The following is a 17,000-nucleotide window of genomic DNA, read 5'->3' as shown; positions in this document are numbered from 1 at the left end:
CGCAACAAAAATCACACGCCTGGGTTACGCTCGGCACGCATGCTTTTGCCACGAGCGAGGGGCAAAGCACAGCAGAATCCCGCCTACACGTGCTTGCGACCGTCACTGTCGGTCCGTTGAGCCATGTGGGGGCAACCTCAGCGCCTGCTGAACTTGCCCTTCTCGCGCCAGAACTACAAGGACTCCGATGCCCACACCGCCCGCGCCTCCGGCGACCTCCCCCGAAGACAGTGCCCTGCCGCCCCCGGCGGCCCAGCCGCCGCGCCGCAAGCTGAGTCGCCGCGCGTCCGTGGTCGGCACCGTCATCGCGCTGCTGGTCGCGACCGGACTGGCGTGGCTGGCATGGGACCTGACGCGTCCGGAGCAGACCGCCGCGATGCAACGCAGCGGCCCGGGGGGCGCCCGCGGCGGCGCGGGCGGCGGGCCGGGGGGCCCCGGCGGCGGCGGAGCTGGCGGCCGGACGGCGACGACGGTCGGTGTGGCCCCGGCCGAGGCCGCCGACATCCCCGTCAACCTGGAGGCGCTCGGCACCGTCGTGCCGCAGGCCACGGTGCGCGTTCGCCCGCAGGTCAACGGCGTGCTGACGCAGGTGCTGTTCAAGGAAGGCCAGAACGTCCGCAAGGGCCAGCAGCTCGCCACCATCGATCCGCGAAGCTACGAGATGGCAGTGCAGCAGGCGGTGGGCCAGCGCATGCGCGACGAGGCCCAGCTCACCGCCGCGCGCGTCACGCTGGAGCGCTTCGAGACGCTGCTGAAGCAGGACTCGATCGCCCGGCAGGAAGTCGACACGCAGCGCGCCACCGTCCACCAGCTCGAAGCGGCCGTGGTGGCCGACAAGGCGGCCGAGGGCACCGCGCGCCTCAACCTGTCGTACACGAACATCGTCGCGCCCATCGAGGGACGCGTCGGCCTGCGCACCGTCGACGTCGGCAACCAGGTGAGCACCGGCGACACCAACGGCATCGCGTTGATCACCAAGATGAGCCCGATCGACGTCGAGTTCGCGGTCCCGCAGGACCATGCGGCCTGGCTGGCGCAGAACGCCGGCGCGTTCATGGAGGTGAGGGCCATGGACCGCACCCGCACCACCTTGCTGGACACGGGCGTGTTCGCCTCGCTCGACAACCAGATCGACACGCAGACCGGCACCGTGCGGGCCAAGGCCCGCTTCAACAACGCGCGGCAGCAGCTGTTCCCGAGCCAGTTCGTCAACGTGCAGCTGCAGCTGCGCACGATCAATAACGCGGTGGTGGTGCCGGTGGCGGCGGTGCGGCAGGGCGGCAGCGGCGAGTACGTGTTCGTGCTGCAGGAGGACCGCACGGTCAAGCAGCGCCCGGTGGTGCGCGGGCAGCCGCTCGGCGAGCGGGTCCAGATCCTCAGCGGCCTGCAGCTCGGCGAGCGGGTGATCACCGAAGGCGCGGACCGGCTGCGCGACGGCTCGCGCGTGCTGCTGCCCGGCGATTCGCCGGGGCAGGGCGGCGGCGCAGCCAGTGGCCGCCGCCGGCGCGACGGGGCCGTGCCGCCGGGCGCCGGCGCCTCGGCCGCGCAACCCGCGGCCTCGCAACCCTTCACCGGCGCGTCCGCCGCCGAGGCGGCTCCTCCCTCTCCCGCCGGGCGAGGGTCGGGGAGGGCGCGCCCGGCCGAGGCCACGGCGCGCGAAAGTGGCTCCCCCGCGGCTGCCGCCTCCGCCACCGCGGCGGCTTCCGGCCCTGGCGCCGCCAGCGCCCGCTTCCAGTCCATGAGCCCCGAGGAGCGTGCCGCCCGCATGGCGGAGTGGCAGAAGCTCACGCCCGAGGAGCGCGAGGAGCGCCGGCGCCAGCGGCGCGAGGCGCGCGAGGCGGGTGCGGCGGGGCCGCAGACGACCCAATGAGTCCGTCGCGCCCCTTCATCCTGCGGCCGGTCGCGACCTCGCTGCTGATGCTGGCCATCGTGCTGGCGGGCCTGGTCGGCTTGAGATTCCTGCCGCTCTCGGCGCTGCCGCAGGTCGACTACCCGACGATCCAGGTGCAGACGCTGTTTCCCGGCGCCAGCCCGGAGGTGATGGCGCAGACGGTCACGGCGCCGCTGGAGCGCCAGTTCGGCCAGATGCCGGGCCTCTCGCGCATGAGTTCCACCAGCGCGGCGGGCGTCTCCATCGTCACGCTGCAGTTCGGGCTGGGCCTGGCGCTCGACGTCGCGGAGCAGCAGGTGCAGGCCGCGATCAATGCCGGCGCGTCTTTGCTGCCGGCCGACCTGCCGGCGCCGCCCGTCTACGCGAAAGTGAACCCGGCCGACGCGCCGGTCCTGACCCTGGCGCTGACCTCGGCCACGCTGCCGCTCACCGAGGTGCGCAACATCGCCGATACGCGCCTGGCCCTCAAGATCAGCCAGGTCGGCGGGGTGGGCCTGGTCACGCTGTCCGGCGGCCAGCGGCCGGCCGTGCGCATCCAGGCCGACAACCGCGCGCTCGCCTCGCTGAGCCTCACGCTGGACAACATCCGCAGCACGATCTCCTCGGCCAATGCGAATGCGGCCAAGGGCAGCATCGACGGGCCTTCGCGCGCCTACACGATCAACTCCAACGACCAGCTGCTCACCGCCAAGGACTATGGCGAGCTGGTGGTGGCGTTCCGCAATGGCGCCCCGGTGCGGCTGCGCGACGTCGCGCAGGTCGTGGAGAGCGCCGAGAACGTCAAGCTGGGCGCCTGGGCCAACGTGCAGCCGGCCATCATCCTCAACGTGCAGCGGCAGCCCGGCGCCAACGTGATCGCCACGGTGGACGCGATCAAGGCGCGGCTGCCCGAACTCACCGCGGGCCTGCCGGAGTCGATCCGGGTCGACGTGCTGACGGACCGCACGACCGGCATCCGCGCCTCGGTGCACCACGTGCAGATCGAGCTGGTGCTGGCCGTGGTGCTGGTGGTGCTGGTGATCTTCGCCTTCCTGCACAGCCCGCGGGCCACGCTGATCGCCAGCCTGGCCGTGCCGATCTCGCTGATCGGCACCTGCGGCGCGATGTACCTGCTGGGTTACAGCCTGAACAACCTGTCGCTGATGGCGATGACCATCGCCACCGGCTTCGTGGTGGACGACGCGATCGTGATGATCGAGAACATCTCGCGCCACATCGAGGACGGCGTGAAGCCCATGGAGGCCGCGCTGCAGGGCGCGAGCGAGATCGGCTTCACCATCATCTCCCTGACGGTGTCGCTGGTCGCGGTGCTGATCCCCCTGCTGTTCATGGGCGACGTGATCGGGCGCCTGTTCCGCGAATTCGCCGTGACGCTGGCGATCACCATCCTGATCTCCGCGGTGGTCTCGCTGACGCTGGTGCCGATGATGTCCGGCCGCTGGCTGCAGGCGCACCGGGAACCGCAGGGCGGCCTCGGCGGCCGCCTGCAGCGGGGCTTCGACCGCGTGATCGCGCGCTACGACGTCGCGCTCGGCTGGGTGCTGGAGCGCCAGAAGGCGACGCTGCTGGTGGCGCTGGGCACCCTGGCCTTCACGGTGCTGCTGTACGTCGCCATCCCCAAGGGCCTGTTCCCGGTGCAGGACACGGGGCAGCTGCAGGTGCGGGTGGATGCGGCCCAGTCGATTTCGTACCCGCGGATGGCGGCGCTGCAGCAGGACGTCGCCCGCGCGCTGCTGGAGGATCCGGCGGTCGAGTCGATCTCCAGCTTCGTCGGCGTCGACGCGGCCAACAACACCATGCTGCACACCGGCCGCATGCTGGTGAACCTCAAGTCCTCCCGCGGAAGCCTGCAGGCGGTGATGGACCGCCTGCGCGAACGGGGCCAGAAGGTCGCGGGCACGCGCCTGTTCCTGCAGCCGGTGCAGGACCTGACGATCGAATCGGAGACCGGACCCACGCAGTACCGGCTCTCGCTGGAGGGCTCCGACCCGGGCACCGTGAACGAGTGGGCGCGGCGCCTGGTGGAGCGGCTGCAGCGCGAGCCGCGGCTGGCCAACGTCACCACCGACGCCAACGCCACCGGGGCGGCGATGTTCGTCGATGTCGACCGCGACACCGCGTCGCGCCTCGGGATCAGCGCGTCCGCCATCAACGAGGCGCTGTACAGCGCCTTCGGGCAGCGCATCGTCTCCACGATCTTCACCGAGACCAACCAGTACCGGGTGGTGCTCGAAGCGCGTCCGGACGCCGAGGCGCAGGGCAACGCGCTCGGCGCGATCCAGCTGCGCAGCAGCTCGGGCGAGCCGACGCCGCTCACGGCCGTGGCGCGCATCTCGGAGCGGCGGGCGCCGCTGCAGATCACGCACGTGGCGCAGTACCCCGCCGCGACCGTCGGCTTCGACGCCGCGCCCGGCGTCGCCCTGGGCACGGCCGTGGACGTGATCCGCACCGCGATGAAGGACCTGGAACTGCCGCCGACGGTCAGCATGACCTTCCTCGGCGCGTCGGGCGCCTACGAGTCCTCGCTGAGCAACCAGCTCTGGCTGATCCTGGCGGCGGTGGTGTGCGTCTACATCGTGCTGGGCGTGCTGTACGAGAGCTACGTGCACCCGCTGACGATCCTGTCCACGCTGCCTTCGGCCGGCGTGGGCGCGCTGCTGGCGCTGATGCTGACCGGCAACGACCTCGGCGTGATCGGCATCATCGGCATCATCCTGCTGATCGGCATCGTGAAGAAGAACGCGATCATGATGATCGACTTCGCGCTGGACGCCGAGCGCGGGGAGGGCAAGTCGCCGCGCGAGGCGATCCACCAGGCGGCGCTGCTGCGCTTCCGGCCCATCCTCATGACCACGCTGGCGGCCTTGTTCGCGGCGGTGCCGCTGATGTTCGGGTTCGGGGAAGGGGCGGAGCTGAGAAGGCCCCTGGGCCTGGCGATCTTCGGCGGGCTGATCGTGAGCCAGCTGCTGACGCTGTTCACGACGCCGGTGATCTATCTCGGGTTCGACCGGCTGGGGCGGCGGTGGCGCTCGAAGACCCGGCGCCCCGTTCCCAACCCTGCCGCGGAGGGGGAGGGAGTCTCCCCGTGAACCTCTCCAGTCCCTTCGTCCGCCGCCCCGTCGGCACCGTGCTGCTCACCGCCTGGCTGGCGCTGGCCGGCATCGCGGCCTTCTTCAAGCTGCCGGTCGCCTCGCTGCCGCAGGTGGACTTCCCGGTGATCTCGGTCAGCGCCAACCTGCCGGGCGCCAGCCCGCAGACCATGGCCACCAGTGTGGCCACGCCGCTGGAGCGGCGCCTCGCCACCATCGCCGGCGTCAACGAAGTCACCTCCAACAGCGGCACGGGCAGCTCGCGCATCACGCTGCAGTTCGACCTGAACCGCAACATCGACGCCGCCGCGCGCGAAGTGCAGGCGGCCATCAACGCGGCCCGCAGCGACCTGCCTTCCACCCTGCGCAGCAACCCGACCTACCGCAAGGCCAACCCCTCGGCCGCGCCGGTGATCATCCTGGCGCTCACCTCGCCGTCGCGCTCGCCGGGGCAGATCTACGACGCGGTGTCCAACGTCGTGCAGCAGAAGATCGCGCAGGTGCCCGGCGTCGGCGACGTGGAACTGGGCGGCGGCTCGCAGCCCGCCGTGCGGGTGGAGATGATCCCGTTCGCGCTGAACCGCTACGGCATCGGCATGGAGGACGTGCGTGCCGCGCTGCAGGCCGGCACCGCCAACCGGCCCAAGGGCGACGTCACCGTCGAAGGCCAGCGGCTGCAGATCTACACCGGCACCGGCATGCCGAACAACGGCAAGACGGCCTCCGACTACCGCAGCATGGTGGTGGCCTGGCGGGAGGGCGCGGCGGTGCGGCTGGCGGACGTCGCCGAGGTCAGCGACGGCGTCGAGAACATCAACACCATGGGCCTGTTCAACGGCCGGCCCGCCGTGATCGTGCTGGTGACGCTGCAGCCCGGCGCCAACGTGATCCAGACGGTCGACGGCGTGCGATCGCTGCTGCCCTCCCTGCAGGCGGCGCTGCCCAAGGACATCGCGCTGGAGGTGGCCTCGGACCGCACGCACTCCATCCGCGCCTCGCTGCACGAGGTGGAGCTCACGCTGGGCATCGCGATCCTGCTGGTGGTGCTGGTGGTGAGCCTGTTCCTGCGCAGCGCGCGCGCCACCTTCATCCCCGCGGTCGCGACGATCGTCTCCCTGCTCGGCACCTTCGGGGTCATGCACCTGCTGGGGTTCTCGCTCAACAACCTGTCGCTGATGGCGCTGACCGTGGCCACGGGCTTCGTGGTGGACGACGCCATCGTGGTGCTGGAGAACACCTCGCGCCACATCGAGCACGGGATGGACCGCTTCCAGGCGGCCCTGCGCGGCGCGCGCGAGGTGGGCTTCACGGTGCTGTCGATCAGCCTGTCGCTGATCGCCGTGTTCATCCCGCTGCTGTTCATGGGCGGCCAGGTCGGCCGGCTGTTCCGGGAGTTCGCGGTGACGCTGTCGGCCGCGGTGATGATCTCGCTGCTGATCTCGTTGACCACCACGCCGATGATGTGCGCCTGGCTGCTGCATCCCGGCGCGCACCGGCAGCAGCCGGGGCGGATCTCGCGCTGGGCCGAGCGCGCCTTCGGCTGGGTGCAGCACGCCTACGGGATCGCGCTCGAGTGGGCGCTGGCCGCCCGCTGGCTGGTGCTGCTGATCCTGGCGCTGGTGATCGGGCTGAACGCCTTCCTGTTCGTGCGCATCCCCAAGGGCTACTTCCCGCAGCAGGACACCGGGCAGATCAACGGCGGCATCCGCGCCGACCAGAGCATCTCCTTCCAGCAGATGCAGGACAAGCTGCGCCAGCTGGTGGACATCGTGCGCAACGACCCCGCCGTGGACACGGTCGTCGCCTTCACCGGCGGCGGCCGCGCCGGCGGCGGCTTCATGTTCGTCAACCTCAAGCGCGACCGCGACGAGCGCGGCCAGGCCGTCATCGCCCGGCTGCGGCCGCAGCTGGCGCGCGTCACCGGCGTGAGCCTGTTCCTCAACCCGGTGCAGGACCTGCGCATGGGCGGCCGCCAGAGCAACAGCACCTACCAGTACACGCTCAAGAGCGACAACGTGGCCGACCTCAAGCTGTGGGCAGGCCGTCTGGCCGATGCCATGAAGCGGCAGGAGGCGCTGACGGACGTCGACACCGACCAGCAGGAAAACGGCGTCGAGGCCTACGTGGAAGTCGACAAGCCGACCGCGGCGCGCATGGGCATCACCTCGCGCGACATCGACAACGCGCTCTACAACGCCTTCGGCCAGCGGCAGGTGGCCACCATCTACGAAGAGGTCAACCAGTACCGCGTGATCCTGCAGCTGGCGCCGCGCTATATCCGCAGCCCGGAAGCGCTGAAGGACATCTTCGTGCCGGCGCGCAACACCGGGCCGGCGACCACCGGCGCGGAAGCCTCGACGGCGGCCAGCACCACGGCGACGGCGACCGTCACCGCGACCAGCGCCAATCCCTCGCTGCGCGATGCCTCCACGGGCCAGGCCCTCAACACCGCGGCGACCAGCATGGTGCCGCTGTCGGCGATCGCGCGCTTCTCCGAGCGCCCGACCGCCACCTCGGTGAACCACCAGGACGCGGAGCTCGCCACCACGGTCTCCTTCAACACCGCCGAGGGCTCCACGCTCGACCAGGCCAAGCAGGCGGTGCGCGACGCGCAGGACGAGATCCGGATGCCGATCAACGTGCGCGGCAGCTTCCAGGGCACGGCCCGGGCGGCGGAGGAGAGCAACCAGCAGCAGCCGCTGCTGATCCTCGCCGCCATCGTCGTGATCTACATCGTGCTGGGGGTGCTGTACGAAAGCCTGGTGCACCCGGTGACCGTGCTGTCGACGCTGCCCTCGGCCGGCATCGGCGCCGTGCTGGCGCTGCTGCTGTTCAAGATGGAGTTCTCCATCATGGCCCTGATCGGCCTGTTCCTGCTGATCGGCATCGTGAAGAAGAACGCCATCCTGATCATCGACTTCGCCCTCGATGCCGAGCGCTCGCGCGGCCTGGCGCCGGAAGACGCCGTGCGCGAAGCCTGCCTGCTGCGCTTCCGCCCCATCCTCATGACCACGCTGGCGGCCATCCTCGGCGCGCTGCCGCTGGCCATCGGCTTCGGCGAAGGCGCGGAACTGCGCCGGCCGCTGGGCGTCACCATCATCGGCGGCCTGATCGCCAGCCAGGTGATCACGCTGCTGACCACGCCCGTCGTGTACCTGCTGCTGGACAAGTTGCGCCGGCGCAGCCCGATCGAGAACCAGCTCTCGCGCCATGGCGGCGAAGCGCAAACCGCCTGAACGATGAACCGCTCCCTGACCTTCCGCCCCGTCCTTGCCGTCCTCGCCGCCAGCCTGGTGCTGGCCGGCTGCACGCCCCTGCCGCTGGCGCCCGCCTACGAGGTGCCGCCCGTGGACACGCCGGCCGCCTTCAAGGAAGGGAGGGGCGCCTGGGTGCCCGCGGCGCCGGCCGACACGCTGGAGCGCGGCCCCTGGTGGGAGCTGTTCGACGATCCGGTGCTGAACCGGCTCGCCTCGCAGGTCGACGTCTCCAACCAGAACGTCGCCGCGGCGCTCGCTTCGTATGCGCAGGCGCGCGCCTTCACGCGCGAGCAGCGGGCCAGCCTGTTCCCGCACGTGGACCTCAACCTGACCAGCAACCGCACGGGCGGCCGGGACCGTCCCACGACGCGCAGCTACCAGTGGAACATCGGCGCGAGCTGGGAACCCGACGTGTTCGGGCGGCTGCGCCTGGGCGTGGACAGCGCGCGGGCCGGCGAGCAGGTCGCGGAGGCCGACCTCGAAGCGGCGCGGCTCGCCGCCCAGGGCGAACTCGCGGCCAATTACTTCGGCCTGCGCCAGACCGACGTGGCCTACGCGCTGCAGGCGGAAACCATCGCGGGCTACGCGCGCAGCATGCAGATCACGCGCAACCGCTACGAGGCGGGCGTCGTGGCCCGCACCGACGTGCTGCAAGCGGAAAGCCAGCTCGCCAACAGCCAGGCGGACCTGCTGGGGCTGGAGCGCCAGCGGGCCAATTTCGAGCATGCGGTCGCGGTGCTGGTGGGCAAGGCGCCGGCGGACTTCAGCGTCGCGGTGGACCCGGGCTGGAGCGCGCGGGTGCCGGCGATCCCGCCGGAAGTGCCGTCCCTGCTGCTGCAGCGGCGGCCGGACATCGCGGCGGCGGAGCGCCAGGTGGCGCAGGCCAACGCGCAGATCGGCATCGCGCGCGCCGGTTTCTTCCCGAGCATCAACCTGACCGGCTCGCTCGCCAACAGCGCCACCAGCATCGGCGACCTGTTCAGCGTGTCCAGTCTCGTCTGGGCGCTCGGCACCTCGGTGGCGCAGTTGATCTTCGACGCCGGCGCCACCCAGTCGCGCGTGGACCAGGCCCGCGCCTCGCTGGACCAGACGGCCGCGCGCTACCGCCAGACGGTGCTCGTCGCCTTCCAGGACGTCGAGGACCAGCTGGTGGGCCTGCGCGTGCTGGGGCAGCAGCAGGCGCTGCGCCTGCAGGCCAGCCGCGCGGCGGACCTGGTGGAGCGGCAGGTGCTCAATCGCTACGAGGCCGGGCAGGTGAATTACACCGAGGTGATCACCGCGCAGCAGAACGCCGCCGCCGCGCGGCGTGCGCTGGTGCTGGCGCAGGTGGACCACCAGATCGCGGCGGTGGCCCTGATCCAGTCGCTGGGTGGCGGCTGGCACGGGCTGGGTGCCGTCGCGTCCAGCGCCCCTTGACGGTCGTCAAGGCCGGCGCGCCGCCGGGGAGTACCTTGGCGGCATGAGCCTGGGCAAATTCGCGATCGCGATGGTGCTGCTGGTGGTGCTGGGCGTCGCCGCCTGGCCCAGCGCCACGCAGACCAGCGAGGTGGGCGGCGTGACCGTCGCGGTCACGCCCGGCAACCTCGACCCCGACAGCAGCCTCTGGGATTTCGCGATCGCCTTCGAGGCGGGCAGCCGGCGGCTCGACGACGAGGTGCTCGACTCCATCGTGCTGGTGGGAGACGGCCGGCGCATGAAGCCGCTGGCGTGGGAGGGCGAAGCCGGCGGCGTGAGGGGCCACCGGGCGGGCGTGCTGAAGTTCATCGCGATCCGCCCGCGGCCGCAGGAACTGCGGCTGGAGATGACCCGGCCGGGGGAGGCGAAGCCCAGGGTGTTCCGCTTCGTGTTCGGGGAGTGGTCGGCCTGACCCGACTCCCGTGGCCTATCGCTCCGGCTCCGTCCCCTGCCCCAGCAGGGCCAGCATCCCGCCCTCCAGGGCTTCCATGTGCCGCGACAGTTGCGGCGTGGATTCCTTGGAGATCTTCATGTAGCCCTTGAAGGTCCGCAGCAGCGTGGCACGGTCGGCGTGGTGCAGCAGCACGGTGGCCAGTGCCGCCTGCAGCACCTGCACCTGCGCCGCCAGCATCAGCTGGTTGTCGACCAGTCCCTGGATGCTCTGCGTGTGGATCTCGAGCGTTTCCCTGATTTCCTTGTCCTGTTCCATGACGCCCCCTCAGCGTGTGCCCGACCCATTGTGACGCAGCGCCGGCGGCGGCGTCTTGGGCTGGAAGTCGCAATAGCGCGCGACGGCGCACTGCCAGCACTTCGGCAGCCGCGCCACGCAGACGTAGCGCCCGTGCAGGATCAGCCAGTGGTGCGCATCGACGCGGTAGGCCGGCGGCACCCGCTCCATGAGCCGCTGCTCCACCTCCAGCGGATTGCGCCCCGGCGCCAGCCCGGTGCGGTTGCCGACTCGGAAGATGTGCGTGTCCACCGCCATCGCCTCCTCGCCGAAGGCGACGTTCAGCACCACGTTGGCCGTCTTGCGGCCCACGCCGGGCAGCGCCTCCAGCGCCTCGCGCTCGCGCGGCACCTTGCCCCCGTGCCGTTCCACCAGGATGCGGCAGGTCTCCAGCAGGTGCCTGGCCTTCATCCGGTACAGGCCGATGGTCCTGATGTGGTCCTCCAGCCCCTGCTGCCCCAGCGCCAGGATCTTCTGCGGCGTGTTGGCGACGTGGAACAGGCGCCGCGTGGCCTTGTTCACGCCGGCATCGGTGGCCTGCGCCGACAGCAGCACCGCCGTCAGCAGCTCGAACACGGTGCTGTATTCGAGCTCGCTCACCGGCATGGGGTTGGCCGCCTTGAGCGTGGCGAAGAACGGTTCGATGTCGGCGTCTTTCATGGAGCGAGTGTAGGGCTCAAGCCGTGCGGCCCCGGAGCTCGCGCACCACGGCGGCGCCGACGCGCGCCTTGCCCGAATCCCGCCGCTGCACCAGCGCGATCCGCCGCTCCTCCGCCCGCGGGATCTCCAGCACCCGCAGGCGTGCATCGCCCTGCCAGCGCGCATCGCGCAGCAGCGGCACCACGCTCACCCCCAGCCCCGAGCGCACCAGTTCCACGATGCTCTCCAGCGCATTGAGCTCCAGGAATTCCTGCGGCTTCACCCGCAGCCGCGCCAGCGTGCGCTCCACCAGCAGGCCGGTGTGCTGTGTCGGATCGAAGCGGATGAAGGGCTGCGACTGCAGGATGGCGCGCGGGCTGGCCTCCTCCAGCCGGCGCGGGGCCAGCAGCACCATGGGCTCGGCGTAGAGCGGCGTCCAGGCGACGTCGGCCGGGGCGCCGGGCTCGCGCACCACGACGGCGGCGTCCAGGGCGCCGGCCTGCACGCTGTCGATGAGGTCGATCGACTTGGCCGCGGCCACGTGCAGGTCCAGCGCCGGATGCCGCGCCTTCAAGGCCAGCGTGGCCTGGATCAGCGGCCGCACGGCCGACACGATGGCGCCCAGGTGCACGGTACCCGCCATCGCCTCGGCCGCCTGGGCGGGCGCCAGCATCTGGTCGTACAGCGCCAGCAGCCGGCGCACCTGCGGCACCAGTTCACGGCCGGCCTCGTTGAGGACCACTGTCTTGCCCTGGCGCTGGAACAGGGGCCGCCGCAGGTCGGCCTCCAGCGCCCGCATCTGCTGGCCCACGGCCGCCTGCGTCAGCGCCACGCGGGCGGCCGCGGCGGCGAAGGAGCCCTCGGCGGCGACCGCCGCGAAAGTCCTCAGGACGCGGATGCTGCTCATGCCCGCCATGCTAAAGCAGGCCTTTAGGCTTGCTAAAGGATTATTCGGATTTGCTTTGCCGTGGCGGTTCTATGATTAGAGGATGAAGCTCCTTGCGTCCCTGATCCTGGCCGCCGCCTCGCTGGCGGCGTCCCTTGCCCACGCCGAAGGTTACCCCAGCCGCCCGATCCGCCTCGTCGTGCCGTTCCCCGCCGGCGGCGCCACCGACATCTTCGCCCGCGCGCTGTCGCAGAAGGTCGGCGATCGGCTGGGCCAGCCCATCGTCGTCGACAACAAGCCGGGCGCCGGCGGCGCCATCGGCTCCGACCAGGCCGCGAAGGCGCAGCCGGACGGCTACACGCTGCTGCTGGCGACCACCAGCACGCACAGCATCGGCCCGCTGCTGGCCGCCAGGCTGCCCTACGACGCCGTTCGCGACTTCACGCCCATCGCCCACGTGGGCGACGCGCCCAGCATCATGCTGGTGCCGAACAGTTCGCCCGCGAAGACCGTGAAGGAATGGGTGGACCACGCCCGCAAGAACCCCGGCAAGCTCAATTACGCGAGCAGCGGCAACGGCACCGTGGTGCACCTCACGGCCGAATACTTCAAGGCGCAGGCCGGCCTGTTCCTCGTGCACATCCCCTACAAGGGCACCGCGCTCGCCATCCCCGACCTGGTGAGCGGCAAGGTGGACGTGCTGTTCGACTCCCTGCCCAGCGGCCTGCCGCACGTGAAGGAAGGCCGCCTGCGCGCGCTGGGCATCACCAGCCTGAAGCGCTCGCCCCTGCTGCCGGACCTGCCGCCCGTGTCGGACACGATCCCCGGCTTCGAGTCGGTGACCTGGTTCGGCGTCTACGGTCCCAAGGGCCTGCCCGCCGACATCGCGGCCAAGGTCAACGCCGCCTTCAACTTCGCCCTGCAGGATGCCGAGGTGAAGGACCGCCTCGCGCGCCTGGGCATCGAGCCGGTGGGCGGCACGCCCCAGCAGTTCGCCGCCATGCTGGAGAAGGACCGCGCGAAGTGGAGGAAGATCGTCACCGACCGCCGCATCACCGCCGACTGAGGGAAGCCGCATGAAGAACTTCGATTTCCACAATCCCTACCCGACCACGCGCGTGCCGGTGTTCGCGCGCAATGCGGTCTCCACCTCCCATCCGCTGGCCGCGCAGGCCGGCCTGCGCATGCTGTGGAAGGGCGGCAATGCGGTCGACGCCGCGATCGCCGCCGCCGCCGCCATGACGATCGTGGAGCCGGTCAGCAACGGCCTGGGCAGCGACGCCTTCGCCATCCTGTGGGACGGCAAGCAGCTGCAGGGCATCAACGGCTCCGGCCGGGCCCCGGCCGGCTGGACGCCGGAGTACTTCCGCGGCAAGTACGGCGCCGACGCGAAGAACCCGCCCAAGCGCGGCATCGACTCGGCGACGGTGCCGGGCGCAGTGGCCACCTGGGTGGCCCTGAGCGAGCGCTACGGCAAGCTGCCCTTCGGCGACCTGCTGCAGCCGGCCATCGAGATCGCCGAGCGCGGCTACCTGCTGCCGATCGTGGTGCAGCAGAAGTGGGCGGCGGCCACGCCCGAACTGGGCAGCCTGCCCGGTTTCGCCCAGGGCTTCCTGCCCTGGGGCCGCGCGCCCAGGGTGGGCGAGTTGTTCCAGTTCCCCGCCGCGGCCCGCGCGCTGCGCGCCATCGCCGAGACCCGGGGCGGCGCCTTCTACCAGGGCGAGATCGCGCAGGCCATCGCGCGCTTCAGCCGGGAGAACGGCGGCGTGCACGACGAGAAGGACTTCGCGGCCTACCAGCCCGAGTGGGTCACGCCGATCTCCAAGGACTACCGCGGCTACACGCTGCACGAGATCCCGCCGAACGGGCAGGGCATCGCGGCGCTGATGGCGCTGGGCATCCTGAAGAACTTCGACCTCGCCTCGCACAAGGTGGACGGCGCCGATTCGCAGCACTTGCAGATCGAGGCGATGAAGCTCGCCTTCGCCGACGTCTACCGCTTCGTCGCCGAGCGTTCGGCGATGGAGGTGACGACCGAGCAGATGCTCGACGACGCCTACCTCGCGAGCCGCGCGAAGCTGATCGACCTGCAGCGCGCGCAGGACTTCCGCGCCGGCAACCCGGTGAAGGGCGGCACGATCTACCTGACCGCGGCCGACGAGAGCGGCATGATGATCAGCTTCATCCAGAGCAACTACATGGGCTTCGGCTCGGGTTGCGTTGAGCCCACCTACGGCATCAGCCTGCAGAACCGCGGCCACGGCTTCAGCCTGCAGCCGGGGGCCAACCAGGTCGCCCCGGGCAAGCGTCCCTTCCACACGATCATCCCCGCCTTCCTCACCAAGGACGGCCAGCCGGTCATGAGCTTCGGCGTGATGGGGGGCAACATGCAGCCGCAGGGCCACCTGCAGACGGTGGTGCGCATGATCGACTACGGCCAGAACCCGCAGGCCGCCTGCGACGCGCCGCGCTGGCGCTTCAATACCGGGCTGGAGATCAACGTCGAACAGCAGATGAACAAGGCCACGGTGGAGGAACTCGCCCGCCGCGGCCACCGCATCGACGTGATCGAGGACAGCTACCAGGACTTCGGCGCCGGCCAGTTCATCTGGCGCATGGGCGAGCCGTCGCGCGAAGGCTACGTCATTGCGTCGGATTCCCGGCGCGACGGGCTCGCGGCCGGGTTCTGAAGCGCGGCCGGGGGTAACTCCCGGCAACGGCGTGTGAAGCGGACCTTCGGGTCCGCAACACCTGTTTCACGAAGCGGAGGGCCAATTAGTGGACAGCGCGCTGCCCGGCGCTGCCCCACAGTGGGTCGCATGAGGTTCGATGTCTCCATTGCCCACGAGGCCCCATGCACCCGGGTCGTCGTGATCGGCGAACCGACGCTGGGCCGCCTCCTGTCGCTGGTGCAGGTCCTGGAGGTCGACTGCGGCTCCTGGCCGCGCGACACTCTGCTGCTCGACCTGCGGGGGCTGCGCGTGCCGCTCTCGCCCGAGGCGCTGTCCCGCCTCGCGGCGGCCGCCGCCCGCCTCTTGCGCTGCGTCCGGAGGATCGCCCTGCTCGCGGGGGAGGCCGACCAGCCCGGGGTGGCGCAGGTGCGCTTCTTCGGCGAAGCGGACGCCGCGCTGAAGTGGCTGGCAGGAAGCCCGTAGGCAAGCGAACGCAGGGGCGCGCCCCCTGCGTCCGGCTATCTGGTTCCCATCTTCGTCAGTACGCGATCCGCGCGTGCGAGCGCAGCGTTTCGGGCGTGGCCGGCGGGAAGCCGAAGAACTCCAGGTAGGCCGGGATCATCTCGAACAGCATGTCGGTGCCGACCTGCACGCGGCAGCCGCGCGCCTGCGCCGCCGCCAGGAAAGGCGTGATCTCGTTCTTCATGACCACCTCGCCGACGAAGCTGCGCGGGTCGATGCGCGCCACGTCGACGGGCAGCGGGTCGCCCGCCTGCATGCCCAGCGGCGTGGCGTTCACGACCAGGTCGAAGGCGGCCGGGTCGCGGCTGCCGGTGCGCACCGCCAGCGCGGGGTACTCGCGGCGCAGGCGCTGCGCCAGCGCCTCGGCGCTCGCCTCGTTCACGTCGACCAGCGCCAGCGTGGCGGCGCCCGCGGCGGCCAGCGACGCGGCGATGGCGGAGCCGACACCGCCGCTGCCCACCACCAGCGCGCTCGCGCCCTGCAGCCGCAGCCCCTTGCGCTCGACGCCGCGCACGAAGCCCTCGCCGTCGAACATGTCGCCGGCGAGGCGGCCGTCCGGCAGCCGCTTCACCGCGTTGCAGGAGCCCGCCACCTTCACCGTGGGCGTCACCTCGTCGAGCAGTTCCACCACCGAAACCTTGTGCGGCATGGTGATCAGCGCGCCGCGGACGTTCTGCAGCGCGAACACGCCGAGCAGCACCTGCGGGAAGGACTCGGGCGGGCAGCCCATGGGCACGACGACCGCGTTGACGCCGACCGCCTCGAAGTAGGGGTTGTAGATCATCGGCGCCTTGAAGGCGTGGGTCGGCCACCCCAGGTGCGCGATGAGTTCCGTCTTGCCGTCGATCACTTCCGCAGCTTCGCCAGCTCCGACATCATGGCCTTGACCGTCTCCTCGCCGACCGTGGCGCTGTGCTTGGCGATCACGGGCTTCATCTTCTCGCGCAGCTTCGCGACCTCCGCCGGCGGCAGCTCGACGATCTCCATGCCGCCCTTGCGCAGATCCTCCACGCCGCTTTGCAGCATGGCGCGCGACTGGGTGCGCTGGTAGGCGGCCGATTCGGCGGCGGCTTCGCGCAGGACCTTGCGGTCCGGCTCGGCCAGCCCGTCCCAGAAGCGCTTGCTGATCACCACCGACTGCGGGTTGTACTGGTGGTTGGTCATGGTGAGGTACTTCTGCACCTCGTACAGCTTGGCGCCCCTGATGGTGGCGACCGGGTTCTCCTGCCCGTCCACCGCCTTCTGCTCCAGGGCGGCATAGAGCTCGGGGAAGGGCAGCGGCGTGGGGTTGGCGCCCAGCGCGGTGACCCAGTCGACGTTGATCGGATTCGGGATCACGCGCAGCTTCAGCCCCGCGATGTCCTCCACCTTGCGCACCGGGCGCCGGCTGTTGGTGAGTTCGCGGAAGCCCAGCTCGTAGTAGGCGAGGCCGACCAGTCCCTTCTCCTCCAGCTTGCGGTGCAGGTTCTGGCCGAAGGGGCCGTCGACCACCGCGTCGGCCTCCTTCGGGTTCCCGAACAGGAAGGGGAAGTCGTAGATGGCGAAGTCCTTGACCAGGTTGGCGAAGATGCCCGAGTTCATCGAGGCCATCTCCAGTGTGCCGCCCTGCAGCGCCGAGACATTGGCCTGGTCGCTGCCCAGGGCGCCGCCGGGGAAGACCTGCACCTTCAGCCGCCCGCCGGACTTCTTGTCCACCAGCTCGGCGAAGCGCTCCATCCCGAGCACGATGGGGTGGCCCTTGGCGTTCTGGTTGGCGAACTTGATCGTCCGCGTCTGCGCCTGCGCGACGCCCAGCGCGCCGAGCGCGAGGGCGGCCACCACGGCCTGCAGGAAGAATCGCTTCATCGTTCCGTCTCCTTCGA

13 protein-coding genes are annotated in these 17,000 nt (G+C 70.8%); 8 read left to right on the top strand and 5 right to left on the bottom strand.

The window, feature by feature from the left end; translation table 11 throughout:
- The first annotated feature begins 187 nt into the window (after positions 1–187).
- The 5 genes from JJ685_RS21540 to JJ685_RS21520 are packed head-to-tail and all read left to right on the top strand — an operon-like array spanning position 188 to position 10,104.
- The gene (locus tag JJ685_RS21540; RefSeq protein ID WP_201676400.1) at positions 188–1,870 is read left to right on the top strand and encodes an efflux RND transporter periplasmic adaptor subunit; all 1,683 of its coding nucleotides are present in this window, start codon (positions 188–190) and stop codon (positions 1,868–1,870) included.
- Entirely contained in the window at positions 1,867–4,980 is a 3,114-nt protein-coding gene (locus tag JJ685_RS21535) for an efflux RND transporter permease subunit (RefSeq protein WP_201676399.1), read from the top strand. Before JJ685_RS21540 ends, JJ685_RS21535 begins: the two co-directional genes overlap by 4 nt.
- Positions 4,977–8,216, top strand: coding sequence for an efflux RND transporter permease subunit (locus JJ685_RS21530; protein WP_201676398.1), 3,240 nt, complete (start codon positions 4,977–4,979; stop codon positions 8,214–8,216). Before JJ685_RS21535 ends, JJ685_RS21530 begins: the two co-directional genes overlap by 4 nt.
- Before the next feature lie 3 nt (positions 8,217–8,219).
- Entirely contained in the window at positions 8,220–9,653 is a 1,434-nt protein-coding gene (locus tag JJ685_RS21525) for an efflux transporter outer membrane subunit (RefSeq protein ID WP_201676397.1), read from the top strand.
- Positions 9,654–9,696: 43 nt separating this feature from the next.
- Positions 9,697–10,104, top strand: a complete 408-nt coding sequence (locus JJ685_RS21520) for a hypothetical protein (protein WP_201676396.1) — start codon at positions 9,697–9,699, stop codon at positions 10,102–10,104.
- Between the two features lie 15 nt (positions 10,105–10,119).
- Here JJ685_RS21520 and JJ685_RS21515 read toward each other — a convergent pair whose 3' ends face one another.
- From JJ685_RS21515 to JJ685_RS21505, 3 genes are read right to left on the bottom strand one after another with little or no spacing between them, the layout of a single operon-like run.
- Entirely contained in the window at positions 10,120–10,401 is a 282-nt protein-coding gene (locus JJ685_RS21515; protein ID WP_201676395.1) for a hypothetical protein, read from the bottom strand.
- 9 nt (positions 10,402–10,410) lie between these two features.
- Positions 10,411–11,079 (bottom strand): endonuclease III, encoded by a 669-nt coding sequence (nth, locus tag JJ685_RS21510; RefSeq protein WP_201676394.1) that lies wholly within the window; start codon positions 11,077–11,079, stop codon positions 10,411–10,413.
- Positions 11,080–11,095: 16 nt separating this feature from the next.
- Entirely contained in the window at positions 11,096–11,965 is an 870-nt protein-coding gene (locus JJ685_RS21505; RefSeq protein WP_201676393.1) for a LysR substrate-binding domain-containing protein, read from the bottom strand.
- Between the two features lie 82 nt (positions 11,966–12,047).
- Here JJ685_RS21505 and JJ685_RS21500 point away from each other — a divergent pair, with 82 nt between their 5' ends.
- The 3 genes from JJ685_RS21500 (at position 12,048) to JJ685_RS21490 (ending at position 15,099) form a co-directional block, all read left to right on the top strand.
- Positions 12,048–13,010: a Bug family tripartite tricarboxylate transporter substrate binding protein gene (locus JJ685_RS21500; RefSeq protein ID WP_201676392.1), complete on the top strand. Its 963-nt coding sequence runs from the start codon at positions 12,048–12,050 to the stop codon at positions 13,008–13,010.
- A 10-nt stretch (positions 13,011–13,020) separates the two neighbouring features.
- The gene (locus JJ685_RS21495; RefSeq protein ID WP_201676391.1) at positions 13,021–14,634 is read left to right on the top strand and encodes a gamma-glutamyltransferase family protein; all 1,614 of its coding nucleotides are present in this window, start codon (positions 13,021–13,023) and stop codon (positions 14,632–14,634) included.
- Between the two features lie 129 nt (positions 14,635–14,763).
- Positions 14,764–15,099, top strand: coding sequence for a hypothetical protein (locus JJ685_RS21490; RefSeq protein ID WP_201676390.1), 336 nt, complete (start codon positions 14,764–14,766; stop codon positions 15,097–15,099).
- Between the two features lie 55 nt (positions 15,100–15,154).
- Here JJ685_RS21490 and JJ685_RS21485 read toward each other — a convergent pair whose 3' ends face one another.
- The gene (locus JJ685_RS21485; RefSeq protein WP_201676389.1) at positions 15,155–15,988 is read right to left on the bottom strand and encodes a shikimate dehydrogenase family protein; all 834 of its coding nucleotides are present in this window, start codon (positions 15,986–15,988) and stop codon (positions 15,155–15,157) included.
- Positions 15,985–16,983, bottom strand: a complete 999-nt coding sequence (locus tag JJ685_RS21480) for a TRAP transporter substrate-binding protein (protein WP_201676388.1) — start codon at positions 16,981–16,983, stop codon at positions 15,985–15,987. Before JJ685_RS21480 ends, JJ685_RS21485 begins: the two co-directional genes overlap by 4 nt.
- Positions 16,984–17,000: the final 17 nt, after the last annotated feature.

The organism is Ramlibacter monticola (assembly GCF_016722785.1).
Taxonomy (GTDB): Bacteria; Pseudomonadota; Gammaproteobacteria; order Burkholderiales; family Burkholderiaceae_C; genus Ramlibacter; species Ramlibacter monticola.
Note: the sequence above shows the minus strand (reverse complement) of the source record. Positions and strands in the feature narration are given on the sequence as shown.